Raw genomic sequence first — 19232 nt, forward strand, 5'->3', positions numbered from 1 at the left:
GATCTGGCCACACTGTGCGCGGCGCCCTGGCAGCGCAGCCTGGAGGCGCACGAACTGTATCCGCTGTTTGCGGCGATGGGCATTGACTACGGCCCTGGCCATCGCGGTGTGTCCCAGCTGTGGTTGGGCGAGGGCAGGGTGCTGGCCCGCCTGGAGCTGGCGGCAGAGGGTTTTGCGGGGGATTGGGTGTTGCATCCGGGCATGCTCGATTCGGCGGTCCAGGCCTCCATCGGTCTGTTGCAAGACCACCAGGGCACAGGCCAGACGCTGCTGCCTTTCGCCCTTGAGCAAGTGCAGGTGTTTGCCCGGTGCCAAGCGCAGATGTGGGCACTGATCAGCCTCGACAGCCGCCACCCGGGCAGCGCGGTGCAGCGGATCGACATCCAACTGTGCGACGCCCAGGGCCAGGTGGCCGTGGCGCTGCGCGGTTTCAGTTCCCGGCCCATGCGTGATGGCCGCGGACAGCCGCTGGCGCAGGACAGCGAGCCGGTGCTGCCGGCGGGCTTGAGCCTGCTGGCCCCGCAATGGCTGATCGCCGACAGCCCGGCCAAGGTGATGCAAGCCTTGCCGACGCTGGCCATTGGTGCGTCCAGTGATCAGCGCGACTGGCTGGCCGGGTTGCACCCACAGATCCAGTTCGTGCCGACCCAGGCGTCCACCCTTGAGGCGCTCAGTGCTCAACTGGCCGCTTGTGCACCGTTCCAGCGCCTGATCTGGCTGGCTCCGGCGCAGCAGAGCACGCTGATGCTGTTCCGCTTGATCAAGGCCCTGCTGCAGTCGGGGTTTGCGCAACAGGCCTTGCAGCTGCAACTGATCTTCAACACCAGTGTTGCCGTGCACCCTGATGAACCCCTGGCGCCGGAACAGGCCGCCTGCCACGGGCTGGCCGGGTCCCTGGCCAAGGAGCAAACGCTGTGGCGGGTGGAACTGATGGACCTGCCGGCCCACGGCCAGGCACTGCCACAGACGCTGCCCGAGCCCGAAGTGGCCGGGGAATGCCTGGCCTGGCGTGACGGCGAATGGTTCTGCCAACGCTTGCTGCCACTGGCCGAGCGCGAGCCGGCCGAAGCGGGCGCCGTGCAGTACCGCGAAGGCGGCGTGTATGTGGTGATCGGCGGCGCCGGAGGCATTGGCCAAGTGTGGACCCGGCATCTGATCAGCCATTGGCGGGCCCGGGTGGTCTGGCTCGGCCGCCGCACCGCTGACGACAGGATCAAGCACTCATTGGAGCAACTGGCACGGTTGGCCCGGCAACACAACGCCGCGCCGCCGCTGTACATCCAGGCCGACGCCACGGACATCGGGCAATTGACCCAGGCCCGGCAGCATGTGCTCGAGGCCTGCGGGCCGATCAATGGCTGGGTGCATTCGGCCCTGGTACTGGACGATGGACGTCTGGCGCAGATGGACGAAGCGCAGTTCAGCGCGGTGTTCGATGCCAAGCGCCTGAGCAGCAGCGCCCTGGCGCAGGTCTGTGCCGCGGCGGACAACCCGGCGCTGGATTTCGTGCTGTTTTTCTCATCCATGATCGCCTTCAGCCGCGCTGCCGGTCAGAGCAACTACGCCGCCGGCTGCGCCTTTACCGATGCCTTGGCAGCCCAGCTCAGGCAGCGCGGCAGCTGCCCGGTCAAGGTCATCAACTGGGGTTATTGGGGTTCCGTGGGGGTGGTGGCCGATCCGGGCTACCGGGCGCTCATGACCGCCCAGGGCCTGGGTTCCATCGAACCCCAGGAAGGCATGGCGGCGCTGCAGCGGTTGCTGGCCAGCCCCTTGCCGCAATTGGGGCTGGTCAAGTTGCTGGAGCCCCGGGCGATTGCCGGCATCAACGGCCACTGGCAGCTCGATTGCTACCCGGCGCAAGCCGTACTGGCGGGCGCCGACTGGGTGCAGGTTGCCCAGGGCGCAGGCCCGGCGCCGCAACCTCATCCGGCGGCCAACGAGATGAACCGGCTGTTGCTGGCTCATATCTTCGCCTGCCTCGGCGCCCTGGCCGCCGGCGGGCCGCTGACCGAGCAACGGATCGCCGCCGATCCGGCGGTGGCGGCCAATCTGCGGGCCCAGCCGTTCTATCGCCGCTGGCTGCGCGAAAGTCTGGATTGGTTAGTGCAAAACGCTGATATCGATGAGCAGGGGCGGTTGTTGTCGGCCCTGCCTGATCAGGCGGCGTTGGCCGCGCAATGGCAGCTGGCCAGTGAACAATGGTGCCAAGACGCCGACCTGCAGGCGCAAGTGCAACTGCTGCAGACCTTTGTCCGGGCATTGCCGGGCATTCTGCGCGGTGAGCAGTTGGCTACCGCAGTGATGTTCCCCAATGGCTCGATGGACCTGGTGGAGGGCATCTACAAAAACAATCGGGTCTGCGATTACTTCAATGCCGTGCTGGGCCAGGTGGTCGTCGACGTCGCCCGCCGTCAGGCCGCTAACGGCCAGCCGCTGCGGATTCTGGAAATCGGCGCCGGCACCGGCGGCACCACTGCGGGGCTGATAAACAGCCTGGGCCCGTGGCAGCAGGGCATTGCCGAATACTGCTACACCGACCTGTCCCAGGCGTTCCTGAACCATGCCCAAACGCATTTCGCGCCCCGGGCGCCTTACCTGCGCACGGCGATTTTCGATGTGGGCAAACCCTGCGCCGAGCAAGGCATCCGCCTGCAGCACTATGACCTGGTGATCGCCACCAATGTGCTGCACGCCACCCCTGACCTGCGGCGCACCCTGCAAAACGCCAAGACCGCGCTGCGCCGGGGCGGGCTGCTGGTGCTCAATGAAATCAGCGACCGTTCGCTGTTCACCCACCTGACCTTCGGCCTGCTCGAAGGCTGGTGGCTGCACAACGACACCGCGCTGCGCATTCCCGGCTGCCCTGGTGTGTACCCCGAGCGTTGGCGGCAACTGCTGCTGGGCCAAGGTTTTGAGGACCTTGCCTTTCCGGCCTCGGCCAGCCATTCCCTGGGCCAGCAGATCATCGTTGCCGCCAGCGATGGCGTGGTCTGCCTGCCGGCCCGGGTCGACGTCGCGCCGCTGCCGGTCGCGCCCCAGGCGCCAAACCCCGGCCCCGAGGCCGAGATGGAAGAAGAGGTACTGGCCGGACACTGCCGGCAACTGATCACCGAGGTGCTGGCCAAGCTGGTGAACATGGCGCCCGAGCGTTTGCAGCGCGACACCGCGTTTGATCGCTATGGCATCGATTCCATCCTGCAGATCAGCCTGATCCAGGCGCTGGAAAAAAGCGCCGGCGAGCTGTCGCGCACCCTCTTGTTCGAACACAACACCATCAATCAGCTGACCCGCTACCTGGTGGCCGAACACCGGCCGGCGCTGACCCGTCATTTTGCCCCGCAACTGGCCGAACGCCCGGCACCGCTAGCACCGGCCGAGGCGCCGCTGCCGGCCCGTGGTCACACCCAGCTGCGGCCCGCGCCGCATACCTCAGGCAGGGTCGAGCCTCGGGCTGCGAGCCGCGACATCGCGATTATCGGGGTCAATGGGCGCTATCCGATGGCGGGTGATCTGGACGCGTTCTGGGACAACCTGCGCAACGGTCGCGACTGTATCAGCGAGGCCGGCGGCCAGCGTTGGTCAGCGGCCTTGAACGGCGACCAACGCTACTACGGCGGCTTCCTGGACCAGGTCGAGGCCTTTGATCACCAGCTGTTCGCGATTTCCGACGCCGAGGCGCAGCACTGCTCGCCGCCGCTGCGGCAGATGCTCGAAGTGGCCTGGCTGACCTTCGAGAGCGCCGGTTACAACAGCGATGCCCTGGCCCGGTTCCAGCAGGACGACACGCAGGCCATCGGAGTGTTCATCGGCTCGATGTACAACCCTTCCTCGCTGCGCGAGGACCCAGCTGCACAGGCGGCGATCAAGGCCAATGTCACCGACTGGCAGCTGCCCAACCGGATTTCCCACGCGTTCGATCTCAAGGGTCCGAGCCTGGCGGTCAACAGCGCATGCGCCAGTTCCATGTCGGCGATTCATCTGGCTTGCCAGAGTCTGTTGCAGGGCGAATGCGCGATGGCCATGGCCGGTGGCGTCAACCTGATCCTCGACCCGTCCCGCTACCAGACCCTCAAGCTGGCCAAGCTGCTGGGCAGTGGGCAATCGAGTCGCGGCTTTGGCCAGAGCGACGGCATGCTGCCGGGGGAGGGAGCCGGCGCCGTGCTGCTCAAACCATTGGCAGCGGCCGTGGCCGATGGCGACCGAATCCATGGGGTGATCAAGAGCACTGGCCTCAATCATGGTGGCGGCAAGCTGCAGTACTCGGCCCCCAATACCCGCCAGCAAGCCCGCCTGATCGCCCAGACCATCCAGCGCGCAGGCTTGCAGCCGGCGCAGATCAACTACGTGGAAGCGGCGGCCAATGGTTCGGAACTCGGCGACCCGATTGAAGTGGCAGCGTTGAAAAAAGTCTTTGCCGAACTGGCGCCGGGCAGCTGCGCGCTGGGCACGCTGAAGTCGAACATCGGTCACCTTGAGGCCGCCTCGGGGATCTCCCAGCTGACCAAGGTGCTGCTGCAACTGCAGCATCAAATGTTGGCGCCCTCGATCAATGCCGAGCCGCTGAACCCGCATATCCGTCTGGACGGCAGCGCCTTTTACCTGCAACAGCAGGCGTCGTCCTGGGCCACGGATGACAGCGGCCAGCCGCGCCGCTGCCTGATCAACTCCTTTGGCGCAGGCGGCACCTACGCCAGCCTGGTGCTGGAGGAGTATCAGCCAGCGCGACCAGCACTGAGCCCCATGCCCGGCGAGCAACTGCTGATCGTCGCCGCAGCCAGCCGGGGCAGCCTCTTGGCCTATCTGAACAAACTTCAGGGATTAATCGATGGGAATCGGCCTATCGATCTGTCAGATCTGGCCTACAGTTTAGCCCTGCGCGAACAGCGTCTGGCCCATCGCGCCGCCTTGGTGGTGGATGACTGCCAGCAATTGCGGGCACGCCTGACATTGTTGTTGGCCGGCACGCCGGATAACGGCTGCTGGCTGTCACCGCTGGATGGCATTGAAGAGGCTGAGCCGCAAATCGCCAGCGGATCACTGGCGCAAAAGGGCGAGGCCTGGTGTCGCGGTGCCGAACTGGATACTTCGGCGCTGTTTCCCCAGGGCGGCAATCGAATGCAACTGCCCGGTTATGAGTTTGAGCATCCACCGGCGCCGCCCCAGTCGGCCACGGCGCCCCGCGCGTTGTTCTCCAGTGATCTGTACCGGCGCATCAGCGGCGGTGAGCTGGACGCAGCGCAGTTTGCCCAGTTGCTCACCGGCACCACCAATGAACAGGGAAGGTTATGAGCCAGATTGAAGACACCACCGTACCCGCGCAGAGCACGGCCGACGCTGCCCAGCCGCGGCTCAAGGCTGCCCGGCCACTGGCGGCCAACATCAAGATCAAGGACGGATTCCCGGTGATGCCCGGCAAGATCCCCTTGCTCGGGCACGTGCACAAGATTGGCAAGGACGCCCTCGGCGAGTTGCGTCAGGCCGAGGCCGCGTGCGGGCCGATGTTCTGGACCTATTTCGGCAGCCAGTTGCCGGTGCTGCAAATCGTCGACGAGGCGGGGCTGGCGATCCTGCAGAACAAGTACACCGACAACTCATTCCTGCGTGAACAGATGCCGGTGATTACCGGCGAGGCGATGAACGCCTTCGATGGCCCGCGCCACCGCAATGCACGCAAGGCCAGCACCGATGCCTTCACCCCCAAGGGCCTGACCCGCGCCAAGGTGGGCCAGTTCATCGTGGAAACCATCGATCAGCGGCTCAAGCACTGGAGCCGGGAAAACCAGCTGGCGATTTTTCCCCAGACCAAGGACATCGCCCTGGAAGTGGTATTCCGGATTCTGGGGATTGCAACCCACGAGCTGGAGTTGTGGCGTCACCAGTACGAGGAGTTCTTCCTCGGCATGATTCCGTTGAAGATCAATCTGCCCGGTTTTCCGGCGTGGCGCTGTCGCAAGGCGCGGGGCTGGCTGGAGCAGCGAGTGGCGCAGATTGTCGCCACCACACGGGCCAACAATGACCACGACAGCCTGGTGGGGGCGATGATCCTGGGCCGCGATGAGCAGGGCAACGGCCTGTCCGAAGTCGAACTGGTGCACAACATTCTCGGGCTGGGGTTTGCCGGCTCGGAAACCACCGCGGCGGTGATGGCCTGGTCGGCGCTGATGCTGTCGCAGCATCCGGATGTCTGGCAGCAGCTGTGCGAGCAGGTCGCCGGGCTGGAAAGCCTGCCGGTGACCCACGAGGAACTGGTCAGGCAAGTGCCGCTGGCTGAAGGGATATTCCGTGAAACCATGCGCCTGTACCCGCCGGCGCCCTTTGAAATGCGCAAGGTGCACACCGAGTTCGAGTTGCTCGGGCAGAGGATTCCCGCCGGGGTCATGGCCGGGGTCAGCCTGCTGCACGTTTCCCGCAATCCCGAACGCTACCCGGACCCTGACAGCTGGCGACCGGAGCGTTGGCTGGGCCTGGACCGTGCGCTGAATCAGGTGGAAACCTGCCAGTTCGGCGGCGGCCCCCATGCCTGCCTCGGGCGCCATGTGGCGGCGCTGGAGATCACCCTGTTTATCGCCATGCTGGCCCGGGAGCTGGGGCCCAAGGGCAACGTGCCGCGCCTGGTGGGCAAGATGCCGCCGCCGGCCTACCTGCCGTTCCTGCGGCCCTCGAACAAAGCCTTCCTCGACTTCAGCGGCGCCTGAGGCGGCAAGGCGCAGAGTCGATTTCGTATTGCGAGCACTATCAGAACCAAGGATTGGAGAGAGCAGTGGACAGTAAAATCAGGGTTCTGCATGGCAAGATCCAACGGCAGGAAATCAGCGTCGAACAAGCGGCGCTGGAGTTCGAAAGGCTAAGGGCCCAGGCGCTGCAAGAGCCGGCGCCACGACGGATCGAAGCGCCACCGGCCAATGCCGAGCTCAGCGCCGCCGCCGTGTATCACTACGATGAACCGTGCCTGCGCGATCACCAGTTCAATCACCAGCAGATACTCCTGGGGCTGACCTACGCCAGCCTGGCACTGGAGCACGGGCTGGGCCAGCTCAGCGAGGGCCAGGCGCTGCAGTTGCAGAGGCTGACGTTTGCCGCGCCCATGGCCCTGGCCGCAGGCGAACAGCTTGAAGTGGCGATCCGTGCCGGGCAGCCCGGGTTCGAGGCCGTGTGCCGGCGTACGCCGCTGGAGCCCTGGCAGGTGGTGGCCAGTGGCGAATTGTTGGCGGTCGCGGCGGCGTCCCTGCCAATGAGCTCCCCGTCAGTGTCGCCAGCTGAGCTGCGCGCCGGCATGACCGCGGTGGAACTGGAGTCGATCTACCGGATCAGCGAGCAACTGCACATTGGCCAGAGCTATCGCACCCTGCAAGCGCTCTACCTGCAAGCCAACGGCCGTGAGGCGGTGTCGCGGGTGCTGCTCAAGGATGAGCGCCACTACGCCTTGCATCCATTGCTGATCAACAGCGCCTTCATGACCCTCATTCCCCTGTTGGCCGCGGAGCAACTGGCCAGTCATTACATTCCCCTGGGGATCAAGTCCCTGACGTTTCATCGGCGCCAGGCCCCGGCCAGCGGTTGGATTCATGCCCGTTTGCTGAAGAACTCCGGCGAACTGCTGTTGTTCGACGCTGACTTGTACAGCGACGACGGCGCATTGATTGCCCAGTTCAAGGGCTGCTCGCTCAAGCGCCTGCGCAGTGCCGGCCTGGTTGCCCCTGAAGCGCCGCACCGGACCGGCAGCGCCGCCGCGGTGGAAGACTATCTGCTGGCTCAGTTGCACGGCATTGGCGCGAGCCAGGTGGGCAAGCAGCAACGCCTGCGTAACCTGATGGACCTGGGCCTCGAATCCGTGCAACTGGTGCAGTTGGCGCAGTGCATCGCCAGCGCGGCGCAGATCGAACTGGAAGCCACGGTGTTCTTTGAGTACCCGAGCCTCGCCGAGCTGGCGACGTTTCTCTGGCAGGAACACCCCACGGCGTTCATCAGGCTGCTGGGGGAGCAGAGCGGGGCGGCGGTGCCAGTGCAGGTCGACTGGCCAGCCCAGCCTGTGACGGGGCCCGAGGTGATCAGCCAAACCCAGGCCACGCCCCAGGCGGGCAAGCTGCCCCAGAGCGATATCGCCATCATCGGCCTGCACGGGCAGTTCGCCGAAGCCGGGGATCTGGATCAGTTCTGGCGCAACCTCTGGCAGGACCTGGAGCTGATCAAGCCGGTGCCGGCGGATCACTGGGACATCGAGCCCTGGTTCGACGCCGATCCCGAGGCTCAGGACCGGACCTATTCGCGCTGGGGCAGCTTCATCGCCGACGTCGACAAGTTCGACGCCGGCTTTTTCAACCTGTCGCGCCGCGAAGCCCAGTGGATGGACCCGCAAGTGCGGCTGCTGCTGCAGAGCGCCTACACCTGCGCCGAGCATGCCGGGGTGATTGCGGGGCTGCGCGGCAGCAACACCGGGGTGTTCATCGGCTCTTGCTTCAACGAATACATCGACAAGATCAGCGAACTGGGCCTGCCGATGGACCCGTACATCGCCACCGGCAGCGGCACCATCGCCGCCAACCGGATCTCGTTCTGGTTCGACTTCAAGGGCCCGAGCCTGATGTTCAACACCGCCTGCTCCTCGTCGCTGGTGGCGTTGCATGCCGCCTGCATGGCATTGCGCAACGGCGAGTGCGGGATGGCCTTGGTCGGCGGCAGCAACTTGCTGCTGTCGTCCTGGCACTATCGTTACTTTTCGGCGATCCGGGCGCTGTCGCCCACCGGCCGCTGCCACACCTTCGACGCGCGCGCCGATGGCTATGTGCCCGGTGAGTGCGTCGCCACGCTGTTGCTCAAGCCACTGGCACAGGCACTGGCCGATGGCGATCCGATCCATGGCGTGATCAAGGGCTCGGCGGCGCTGCATGGCGGCTACACCCCCTCGCTCACCGCGCCGAGCGTGGCCGGGGAGGAAAACGTCATCGTCCAGGCCTGGCAGAACGCCGCGATCGATCCGCGCACCCTGAGTTACATCGAGGCCCACGGCACCGGCACCCGGCTCGGCGACCCGATCGAGATCAACGCGCTCAAGCGCGCCTTTGCCCGCTACACCAACGACCGGGGTTTCTGCCATATCGGTTCAGTGAAGGCCAACATCGGCCATACCGAGGGCGCCGCCGGCATTGCCGGGGTGCTCAAGGTGCTGCTGCAGATGAAACACAAGAAGCTGCCGGCACTGGGGCATTTCCAGCAGCACAACCCCCATATCAAGCTCGAAGACTCGCCGCTGCTGATCGACACACAGGGCTGCGACTGGCCGGAACAAGCCACGCCGCGGCGCGCGGGCGTCAGTTCATTCGGTTTTTCCGGGACCAACGCCCATGCGGTGCTGGAGGAGTATCGCGAGCAACGCACGTTCGCCACGCACCAGGGGCAGACGGTGCTGGTGCCCTTGTCCGCGCGCAATGAACAGCGTCTGCAGCAGCAGGTGGCGCGCCTGCTCGACTACCTCAAGCAACACAGCCCTGACCTCGCCGCGCTGGCCTACACCCTGCAAACCGGGCGCGAAGCCATGGCGGCCCGGGCGATTTTCAGCGTGGATAGCCATGAGCAACTGCAACAGCAACTGCAAGCCTGGATCGATGGCCAGCGCGCCGACCCGCCAGCCGGGCCGCTGATGACCTGCGAACAGGCCCTGGCTGCGGCTGACTTGGGGCAACTGGCGGCGCTGTGGCTCGCGGGGGCAGGCACTGAAAACGGCATCGACTGGGCGCAGCTCTATGGCAGCGGACGCCGTCCCGCGCGCATCGGCCTGCCGGGCTATGCCTTTGCCAAAGACCGTTACTGGCTGGAAGCGCCGACGCCCAGCGGCACTACCGCGACGCCTGAGACCTCGCTGCTCACCTGTAGCGAACAGTGGCAGGACGTCGAGGAACCCAGCGGCGGCGCCGGGATCAAGCGGCTGATCTGCCTGTTGGCCGAGCCAGGACTGCGTCGGCAACTGGCCGATGAGGTCCAGGCCCTGAGCCCGGACACCGAGCTGCTGTTCGTCGCGCCCGGCCCGCTCAATGAGCGTGACCAGGAGGGCCATTACCGGGTGGCAGTGCATCACCCGCACCTGCTGCAGCAAGGGCTGCAGCAGGTGCTGGGCAGCGCCGTTGCGACCCGGGTCCTGTATCTGTGGGGCATGGATGATCGCCGCTGGATCAGCGACAGCAGCCCGATTGTCGCCTTGCTCAAGGCCATGGCTGTCACCGCGGCGCCGGTGGCGCGGCTGTTGCTGGCAGGCCGGGCCAGCAATGGCCTTGAGCGTTGTCACCTGGAGTCCTGGATCGGCATTGAACGCTCCCTGGGCAGCCTGATGGCGTGCGCCGTCGAGGTGGCCATCGACGTGCCCGGCGCGGGTGCCGACGAGCGTCGCTGGTTGCAGCGCCTGTGGCGGCAACTGAGCGGCCAGCCGACGGGCAGCCGGCTGTACCGCGACACGCGGTCCCAGCGCCCGGTCCTGATAGCGGCCCCCGTGGAAGCTGCCGCCGAGCCGCTGGCCCTGGACCCACTCAATACCCTGCTGATCACCGGCGGCCTCGGCGAGCTGGGCTTGTTGCTGGCGGGCGAGCTGTCGAACCGCGCACGACTGCGCACTGACGGTCAATTGCAGTTGTTGCTTAACGGTCGCTCGCCACTGTCGGCCACCACCCGGGCACGGATCGACGCACTGAGCCATGAGCACTGCCGGGTGTTCCATGTCCAGGCCGATTGCGCGGATCGCCCGGCGCTGACGGCGGCATTGGCCCCGGTACTGGCGCAGAGCGGGCCGATCGATGGCCTGATTCATGCAGCCGGTCTGCAGGCCAGTGGCAGTGTTCTGGCCAGTTCGCCAGAGGCATTCGCCGCAGTACTCAATGCCAAGATCGGGGCCACTCAGGTGCTGGATCAGGTGCTGGCGGAGCAACCCCTGGCGTTGATCTGTCATTTCTCCTCCAGCTCGGCGTTGCTGGGGGATATGGGTGCATGCAGCTACGCAATGGCCAACCGTTTCCAGCAGGCCTATGCCCATTACGTACAGCGTGGGCGTGCCCGGCGGGTGGTGGCGATCAACTGGCCGCTGTGGCGCGAGGGCGGCATGGCGCTGGGCGAGCGCGAGTCCACCGAGTTCTACCTCAAGTCCAGCGGCCAGCGCATGCTGGAAAGCGCCGAGGGCCTGGCATTGCTGCGCCAGATTATCGGCAGCGATATCTCGCAGGTCCTGGTCCTGGCAGGCCAACCGGCGCGCTTGCAACAGCTGCTGGAGGGGATCAATCAACCGACGGCCAAAGCCGCGGCTAGCCGCCCGGCAGCCGTTCTGCCACGCGCCCCGGCCCACAGTCGCCCCGAACTCAAGGGCTTGAGCCTGGAACAATCCCTGGCCTGGGACCTGCGGGAACTGGCAAGCCGGCCGCTGCAGGCCGAACGGCAGAGCCTGGGGGAGGAGTGCAACCTCGCCGATTTCGGTTTCGACTCCATCAGCCTGGCCGAATATGCCGGGCTGTTGAACCGTCACTTCGGCCTGACGTTGACCCCGGAAGTGTTTTTCAGCCATTCGACCCTGGCCAAACTCGCCGCGCACTTGCTGGCGCAGCACCGCCAGGCGGTTGAAGCCTGCTACCTGCACCCCGTGACCCGCGGCCCGCAAGCCGAGCCAGAAGCACAACCCGAAGCACAACCGGCGCCACTGACGAGCTCTCCCAGCGCCTCGGCCCCGGCCACCGAGGCCATGGCCATCATTGGCATCAGCGGCCGCTTTCCCGGTGCCCGCACAACCGATGAGTTGTGGCAGGTGCTGGCCGAGGGCCGTGACATGGTCAGCGAGATTCCGCCCGAGCGTTATGACTGGCGCGAGCATTATGGCGACCCCCGGGAAAACCCGACCAAGACCCGCTGCATCTGGATGGGCAGCGTGCCGGGGATCGACGAGTTCGATCCGCTGTTTTTCGAGATTTCACCCCGCGAAGCCACCCACCTCGACCCCAGGCAGCGCCTGCTGTTGCAGGAGTCCTGGAATGTCCTGGAGGACGCTGGCATCGGCCCGCGTCAGCTGGCAACCCAGCGCGTCGGCATGTTCGTCGGGGTTGAGGAGGGCGACTTCCAGCGTCTGGCGGGCGAAGAGAGCCTGACCTCCAGCCATAACGGCATTCTGGCCTCCAGGCTGGCGTACTTTCTCAACCTCACCGGGCCCACCATGGCCATCAACACCGCCTGCTCGTCGGCTTTGGTGGCCTTGCATCAGGCGGCCTCCAGCCTGCGCAACCAGGAATGCGAGATGGCCATCGCGGCCGGCGTCAACCTGATCTTTTCCGCGGATGCCTTTATCGGCATGACCCAGGCCGGGATGCTCTCGCCGGATGGCAAGTGCTTTGCCTTCGATCATCGGGCCAACGGCATGGTGCCGGGGGAAGCGGTGTGCTGCGTGCTGCTCAAGCCCCTGGCCCGCGCTGAGGCCGATGGCGACCGGATCTACGGCACATTGCGCGCCAGCGGCCTCAACTACGACGGCAAGACCAACGGCATTACCGCCCCCAGCGGGGTGTCCCAGCAACGCTTGCTGGAAGAGGTTTATCGCCGCGCCGGGATCGATACCCAGGCGGTGGACTACATCGTCACCCACGGCACCGGCACCCAGTTGGGCGATCCGGTGGAGATCAACGCCCTCAACGATGCCTTTGGCGGCAACAGCCCCGGCCATTGCGCCCTGACCTCGACCAAGACCAACCTGGGCCATACCTTCGCCGCATCGGGGCTGGTCAGCGTCATCAGCCTGTTGCAGGCGCTGCGCCACGAAACCATTCCGGCCAGCCTGCATTGCGAGCAGGAAAACCACTACATCCAGTGGCAACAGAGCCCGTTCTACGTCAACAAGGCCAACAAACCCTGGCCCCAGGCCGGACGCGACCGCGAACGCCTTGGCGCGGTCAGTGCCTTCGGCATGAGCGGCACTAACGCCCACGTGGTTGTGCAAAGCTACAGTCAGCGCGCCGACGACGCGGCACTGCGGCGTCCCTGCTACGTGCTGGTGCTGTCGGCCAAGACCGCCGAGGCCCTGGAGGAAAAAGCCGCACAACTGAATGTTGCGCTGGAGCAGGGCGGTTACCAGGATGCGCAGATGCCTGCGATCAGCCATACCTTGCTCGAAGGGCGGCATCACTTTCGCTATCGCCTGGCACTGGTGGCCGCGGATCTGGAAGAAACCCGCTACGGCCTACAGTGCTACCTGGCCGGCGAGAAACGGCCCAACCTGTTTGCCGGTGAAGTGGAACGCGACTTTGCCCCGCGCAAAACCGTAGTGCGTTATATCGAGCAGTTGCTGGACGACAGCCTGACCTGCCATGACGCCGAGCTGCGCGAACTGTTGTCGGGGCTGGCGGACTGCTACCGCCAAGGTTATGAGATTGACGGCCGGCGCCTGTTTGCGGCGCCGCCCACTCGGGTTTCGCTGCCCGGTTATCCGTTTGCCCGCGAGCGCTACTGGCCCCAGGCGCGCCCGCGTTCGGCCGCCGCTGCCGGGCAGGCCAAAGAGCACCTGCACCCACTGCTGCAGCGCAATGTCTCAACCCTGGCGCGCCAGTGTTTTGTCAGCCGTTTCAGCGGTCGGGAGCGCTTTCTGGCGGATCACCGAATAGGCGATCAGCTGATTTTCCCCGGCGCCGCGTACCTGGAAATGGCTCGCGAAGCGATTGTCCGGGCCAGCGAGCGGCCCATGCAGCAGGTCACGCTGCGCAACCTGGTGTGGTTGCGGCCGCTGGCCTTTGCCCAGGGTGCAGACGCTGGCGAAGTCGAGCTGTTCTGTGAGTTGACGCTCAGCTCGGGGGACAGCCTGTCATTCAGGATCTACAGCCTCGACGGCACGGTGCAGCAGTTACATGCCCAGGGCGACGCGCTGCTGACCGATATTGCCCCCCCCATGCCGGCGGCGCTGGATCTGTCGCAACTGGCCGCTGAGTGCAACCTCGGCGAGCGTAGCCATGACGCGCTGTATCGCGACTTCGAGTCCATGGACGTGCATTACGGCAGCAGCTTCCGGGCGGCCGGGCAGATCCTTATTGGCCAGAACCGGGTGCTGGGCCAGTTGTCCGGCGCAGCCCTTGATCCGCAGATGGATGGCGTGCCATTGCCTCCGGGGATACTCGACAGTGCGCTGCATATCGCCGCGACCCTGGGTGCCGGGCAACAGGCGGCCGCTGCGGCACTGCCATTTGCCCTGGAAAGCCTGCGTCTGTACGGCTCGCTCGAACAATCCCTGCGCCTGGCGCCGTTGACGGTGATCGCCAGCCGCCGCGCCCTGCCGGATGGCGCGGCGGTAGACAAGGTGGATCTGCAGATTTGCAACCATGCCGGCGCATGCCTGCTGCACCTGGAGGGCTTCAGCTCGCGGCGCACCGGCGTTGAAGCCCCGGCGGTGTCCACATTGGCGCCGCGGGCGAGCGGCGAAGCACTCGGCCGTTTGATCCGCACCCCGTACTGGCAAGCCCTCGACAATCCAGGTCAAGCGCTGCCCAGCGATGCCCGGCCCCAACTGCTGCTGTTGGGGCTGCCGGACGCGGTCGTCGCGGATGTGCGGCGTCAGTTCGGCTCGCAAGTCAGCGTATTGCCCGGTGCACCGGGGGCGAGCGGCGCGGCGCACTACCAGACTGCGGCACTGGCCCTGCTTGAGTGCTTGCAGCAACGCCGCGCCGGGACTGGGGATTACCTGCAACTTTATGTCGGCCAGGGCCAGGACGACCTGCGCCTGACGGCCCTGGACGCATTGCTGAGTACGGCAATGATTGAAAACTGCGAACTCAAGGCCCGGCTGGTGGCGGTGGACCCTGACATGGGCGACGCGGCCATGAGTCAGGTCATCGCCCGGCAGAGTCGCTTTCATTGCGAGCAACGGGTGCGGGTCTTCGCCAGCGGCAGCCTCTACGCCCATCAATGGCGCGAACTGGCCGTGCAGCCGGCGCACTCCGATGAACCCGGGGCATTTCGCGATGGCGGGGTCTATGCCATCACCGGAGGGGCCGGCGGCCTGGGCCTGGTGTTCGCTAGGCAGATCGCCAGCAGTTGCCGCAACCCGGTGCTGTACCTGGCGGGGCGTTCCCAACCCAGTGCGGCGGCTCAAGGGATGTTCGAGCAACTGCAGGCTCTCGGTGCCCGGGTTGTGTACCGGTCGCTGGACGTCAGCGACGCCGCGGCGGTCAGCCAGTGGATGGATGGCATTTACGCTGAGCAGGGCCAGTTGCACGGGCTGATCCACAGCGCTGGGGTCATCCGTGACAGCCTGATCATGCACAAGTCCGCCAGCGACTTTGCCCAGGTGCTGGCGGCGAAAGTCGCCGGTATCGAGAACCTGGATCAGGCCATCGGCGAGCGACCGCTGGACTTTATGCTCTGCTGTTCGTCCCAGGCGGCAATGGGCAACCTGGGGCAGGCGGACTATGCCAGCGCCAATGCCTGGATGGACGCCTACATGCATTACCGGCAGAACCTGGCCGCCGATGGCAAGCGCAAAGGACGCTCGCTGAGCATCAACTGGCCGCTGTGGCGCGACGGCGGCATGGGCCTTGCGCCGGTGATCGAACAACAGCTGCGCGAACAGTTGGGCATCGTGCCGATGCCACAGGCCGAGGGCCTCGACAGTTTGCGCCAGCTGTTGACCCAGTCGGTCCACCCTCAGGCCTGGGTGGTGTATGGCCAGTTGTCGCGGCTGGCGAGCATTGGCCTGACGCCCGCTGTCCCGGCGCAGGCTGCACTCGAGCCTGCACCGCAGCCGGCCAGCGGCGCGGCGCAGTTGAGCGACAGCGAGCTGCGCACCTACATCGCGGCTTTTGTCACCCGGATCATCGCCAAGGTGACTCAGATCGATGAGGCGAAAATCCATCCGGCGGAAAAGTTCGAGGTCTACGGCTTTGATTCGATCATGGCCGTAGGGGTGACCAATGAACTGGAAAAACACCTGGGCTCACTGCCCAAGACCCTGTTGTTCGAACACGTCAACATTGCCGGCATGGTGGAGCACTTCGCGGTCAAGTATCGCCAGCGCTTTGCCGCGCTGCGGGCAGAAGAGGAGCAGCCACTGCCGGCCGCCGGCCCTGCGGTGCCTTCAGCGCAGCCACTGGCTGGCAAGCGTTTCGCCGTTGCCAGCAGCACGCCCACCTCGCCCGCCCCAGAGCCGGTGGAGGACAGTGACCTGGCGCAGTACGTCGCGGTGATCGGCCTGGGCGGTTATTACCCCGGTGCGGACAGCATCGACCAGCTGTGGCAGAACCTGGCCAACGGCGTCGATTGCATGAGCGAGTTCCCCGCCGAGCGCTGGGATCACCGCAAGCTCTACTACAAGAACCGTGAGGTGCTGGGCAAGAGCACCTGCCTCAACGGTTCCTTCATCAAGGACGTGGACAAGTTCGACTACAGCTACTTCAAGATGCCCAAGGTGTATGCCGATCACATGTCGCCGGAAGTGCGGCTGTTCCTGCAGACGGCGGTGCACACCTTCGAAGACGCCGGTTATTCGCGGGAAACCCTGCAAAGCCGCTATGGCGGCAATGTCGGCGTGTTGCTCGGTGCCATGAGCAACGACTACCACTACTACGGTTTCGAACACAATCTGTCCGGCGGTTCGATCGCGTCCGGCTCGGGCATGGCCACCATCCCGATGACGGTGTCGTATTTCTACGGCCTGACCGGCCCCAGCCTGTTTATCGACACCATGTGCTCGTCGTCCTCGACCTGCATTCATAGCGCCTTCCAGATGCTGCGCCACGACGAGACCATGATGGTGCTGGCCGGTGGCCTGAACCTGATGTACCACCCCTACACGGTGGTCAACACCTCACAGGGCAACTTCACCTCGATCACCTCGCAATCGGTCAACAGTTATGGGGTGGGCGCCGACGGCACGGTGATTGGCGAAGGGGTGGGAGCGGTGCTGCTCAAGCGCCTGGACCGGGCAATCGCCGACCGCGATCAGATCTACGGGGTGATCAAGGGCTCGGCGATCACCAACGCCGGCGAACGCAACGGCTTCAATGTGCCCAACCCGGACCTGCAGACCCTGGCGATTCGTCAGGCAATGGAGCAGGCCAAGGTGCACCCGGCGTCGATTTCCTATGTCGAGGGCCACGGTTCCGGCACCCGCCTGGGGGATCCGATCGAGGTGCTGGGGCTCAAGAATGCCTTTGCCGTCGACACCGACGAGAAGCAGTTCTGTTACCTGGGTTCGATCAAGTCGAACATCGGCCACCTGTTGGCCGCCTCGGGCGTGGCCGGGCTGACCAAGACCCTGCTGCAACTCAAGCATGGGCACATTGCGCCATCGATCCATTCCGGTTTGCTCAACCAGGACATCGACTTTGCCGATACGCCCTTCATGGTGCCGCAGCAGTTGACCCAATGGCGTCGCCCGGAGCGGATGATCCAGGGTGAACTGCAGCGCTTTCCACGGCGGGCCGGATTGACCTCGATTGCCGCCGGGGGCATGAACGCTCACCTGATTGTCGAGGAATATCCGCAGCCGGCAGACGCCGCCGGGCAGATCGCCGAGGAGCACCTGGCGTTTGTGTTCTCGGTGCACAAGCTGTCGCTACTGGTGGAGAACCTCAGCCGTTTGCGTGACTGGCTGGCCAGCAGCGAGGCCTCGCTAGCACAGATCGCCTACACGCTGCAGGTTGGCAAGAACAACCTGCGCAACCGCCTGGTGATCCGCTGCGACAGCCGCCAGGCGCTGCTGGAGGCGCTGACCGCCTGCATCGACGGGCAGTACGGCGGCGACACCTTCTACCGCTTCCAGGAAACCGATGCGGCGCAGCTACCCGAGGGCGACGGGCCTTTGACTTCACGCTTGAAGCAGTGGCTGGGGGGAGACAATCAGGTCGATTGGGCCAGCCTGTATCAGCGCCAGCCTCAGCGCATCAGCCTGCCGGCCTACGCGTTCGAAAAAAACCGCTGCTGGTACACCGAACCGGACTACGAGTCGGCCATCATCAATCCGCTGATGTTCACCGGAAAACTGCACCCCCTGGTGGCCGAGAACTGCTCGACAACCCAGCCCGGCGCGCTGTTTCGCACCGACTTCGTCCCGGCGCAATTGCTCGATTACCTGTACCAGGCACCCGGTGGGCAACGCATCAGCGCCTTCAACTTTGCCGATGTGGCCCTGGCGATGCCGGCGCTGGTGTCACGGTTTGCCGGCTGCACCCTGTCGGTGTCCTGTGCGTTCGAGCACTTCATCGCCGACTGGGCAAGCGTCAGCGGGCTCGCGTATCGCTTGCTGGAAATCGATGAAGGGCAGTTGGAACTCGAGTTCGATGTGCAACGTCCGGGGCAACCGTCACTCAACCTGGGGTTTGCCCTGATCAACCCGCTGACCGGCAACGAACCGGCGCTGGCCCAGTCGCTGCTGGACGCTGCCAGTGAGTTGCTGAACCAGACGCAGGCTGACGGCAGCTTGAGCGACGCCGATATCAGCCGGCGACTGGCCCAGGCCGGTTACGACTTTGCGCCTTACCTTGATCACCAGGGCAGGGGGGCCATCAGCCGCAGCGGCTTGCTGCTGGAGGGCCGGCCACCGATCAATCGGCACAATCACCATGCCGACAACCTGCAGCTGTCGCCCTACCTGGCGACCACCCTCGACAAAGCGCTTTATCTGCTGCTCGAAGAACTGGGACTGCCACAGGCTCGGGTCATCGTGCGCAACATCGAGCAGCTGTGTTGCTACGAGCCGCCCGCCGGGCCGTTTTCGGTGGTGCTGACGCAGATCGGCCTCAGCGGCGACGCCCTGGGGTTCAGCGTGCTGGTGCTCGATCAGCAGGCGCGGATCTGCCTCAAGGCCGAGCGGGTCAGCCTGCACCTTGGCGAGCAGGAGCGGGCGCATGTCCATCGGGATCACCCCTGGTTGGCGGGGGCGCTTGCCGCCGCCGGCGCGCCGGTTGCCCCCAGGCCGCAGCCCGTGGCCACCACGCCCCCGGCGCAGGATGGCCAGGCTGAAGCCGCCTTCGGCACGCGGATTCTGGCGTTTATCCAGCACCAGTTGCAGCACAAGCTGGGGTTTGCGCCGCAGGAGATCGGTGAGTCGGCGCAGGTCCATGACCTGGGGCTGGATTCGATCATGGTGATGCAGCTGACGGACAGCCTGAACAAACACTTCGGCACCCGGCTGATGCCGGACCTGTTCTATGAAAAGCAGCAGTTGGGCGAGCTGGCGGCAAAACTGCAAGCGGTCCAGGAACCATTGCATTGATCTGAAGAATTGACCCGGC

General features: G+C 65.4%; 3 protein-coding genes (1 of these 3 cut by a window edge). All 3 read left to right on the plus strand.

Annotated elements, in window-relative coordinates; translation table 11 throughout:
• Positions 1 to 5289, plus strand: the end of a protein-coding gene (locus LOY69_RS15105) for an SDR family NAD(P)-dependent oxidoreductase (RefSeq protein ID WP_265074863.1). The gene continues 6858 nt to the left of window position 1, outside the view; only the last 5289 of its 12147 coding nucleotides appear in the window; its start codon lies beyond the left edge, outside the window; its stop codon occupies positions 5287 to 5289.
• Complete coding sequence (locus LOY69_RS15110) at positions 5286 to 6695, plus strand: cytochrome P450 (protein ID WP_110595677.1); 1410 nt, start codon at positions 5286 to 5288, stop codon at positions 6693 to 6695. Before LOY69_RS15105 ends, LOY69_RS15110 begins: the two co-directional genes overlap by 4 nt.
• A gap of 65 nt (positions 6696 to 6760) precedes the next feature.
• Positions 6761 to 19213: an SDR family NAD(P)-dependent oxidoreductase gene (locus tag LOY69_RS15115; RefSeq protein ID WP_265073125.1), complete on the plus strand. Its 12453-nt coding sequence runs from the start codon at positions 6761 to 6763 to the stop codon at positions 19211 to 19213.
• Positions 19214 to 19232: the final 19 nt, after the last annotated feature.

This window comes from Pseudomonas sp. B21-059, from assembly GCF_026016285.1.
In the GTDB taxonomy this organism is placed as follows: Bacteria; Pseudomonadota; Gammaproteobacteria; order Pseudomonadales; family Pseudomonadaceae; genus Aquipseudomonas; species Aquipseudomonas danubii.

Excerpts from the sequence above, each read along its gene's own strand:
- LOY69_RS15110 (WP_110595677.1), top strand. The coding sequence starts at position 5,286 with ATGAGCCAGATTGAAGACACCACCGTACCCGCGCAGAGCACGGCCGAC.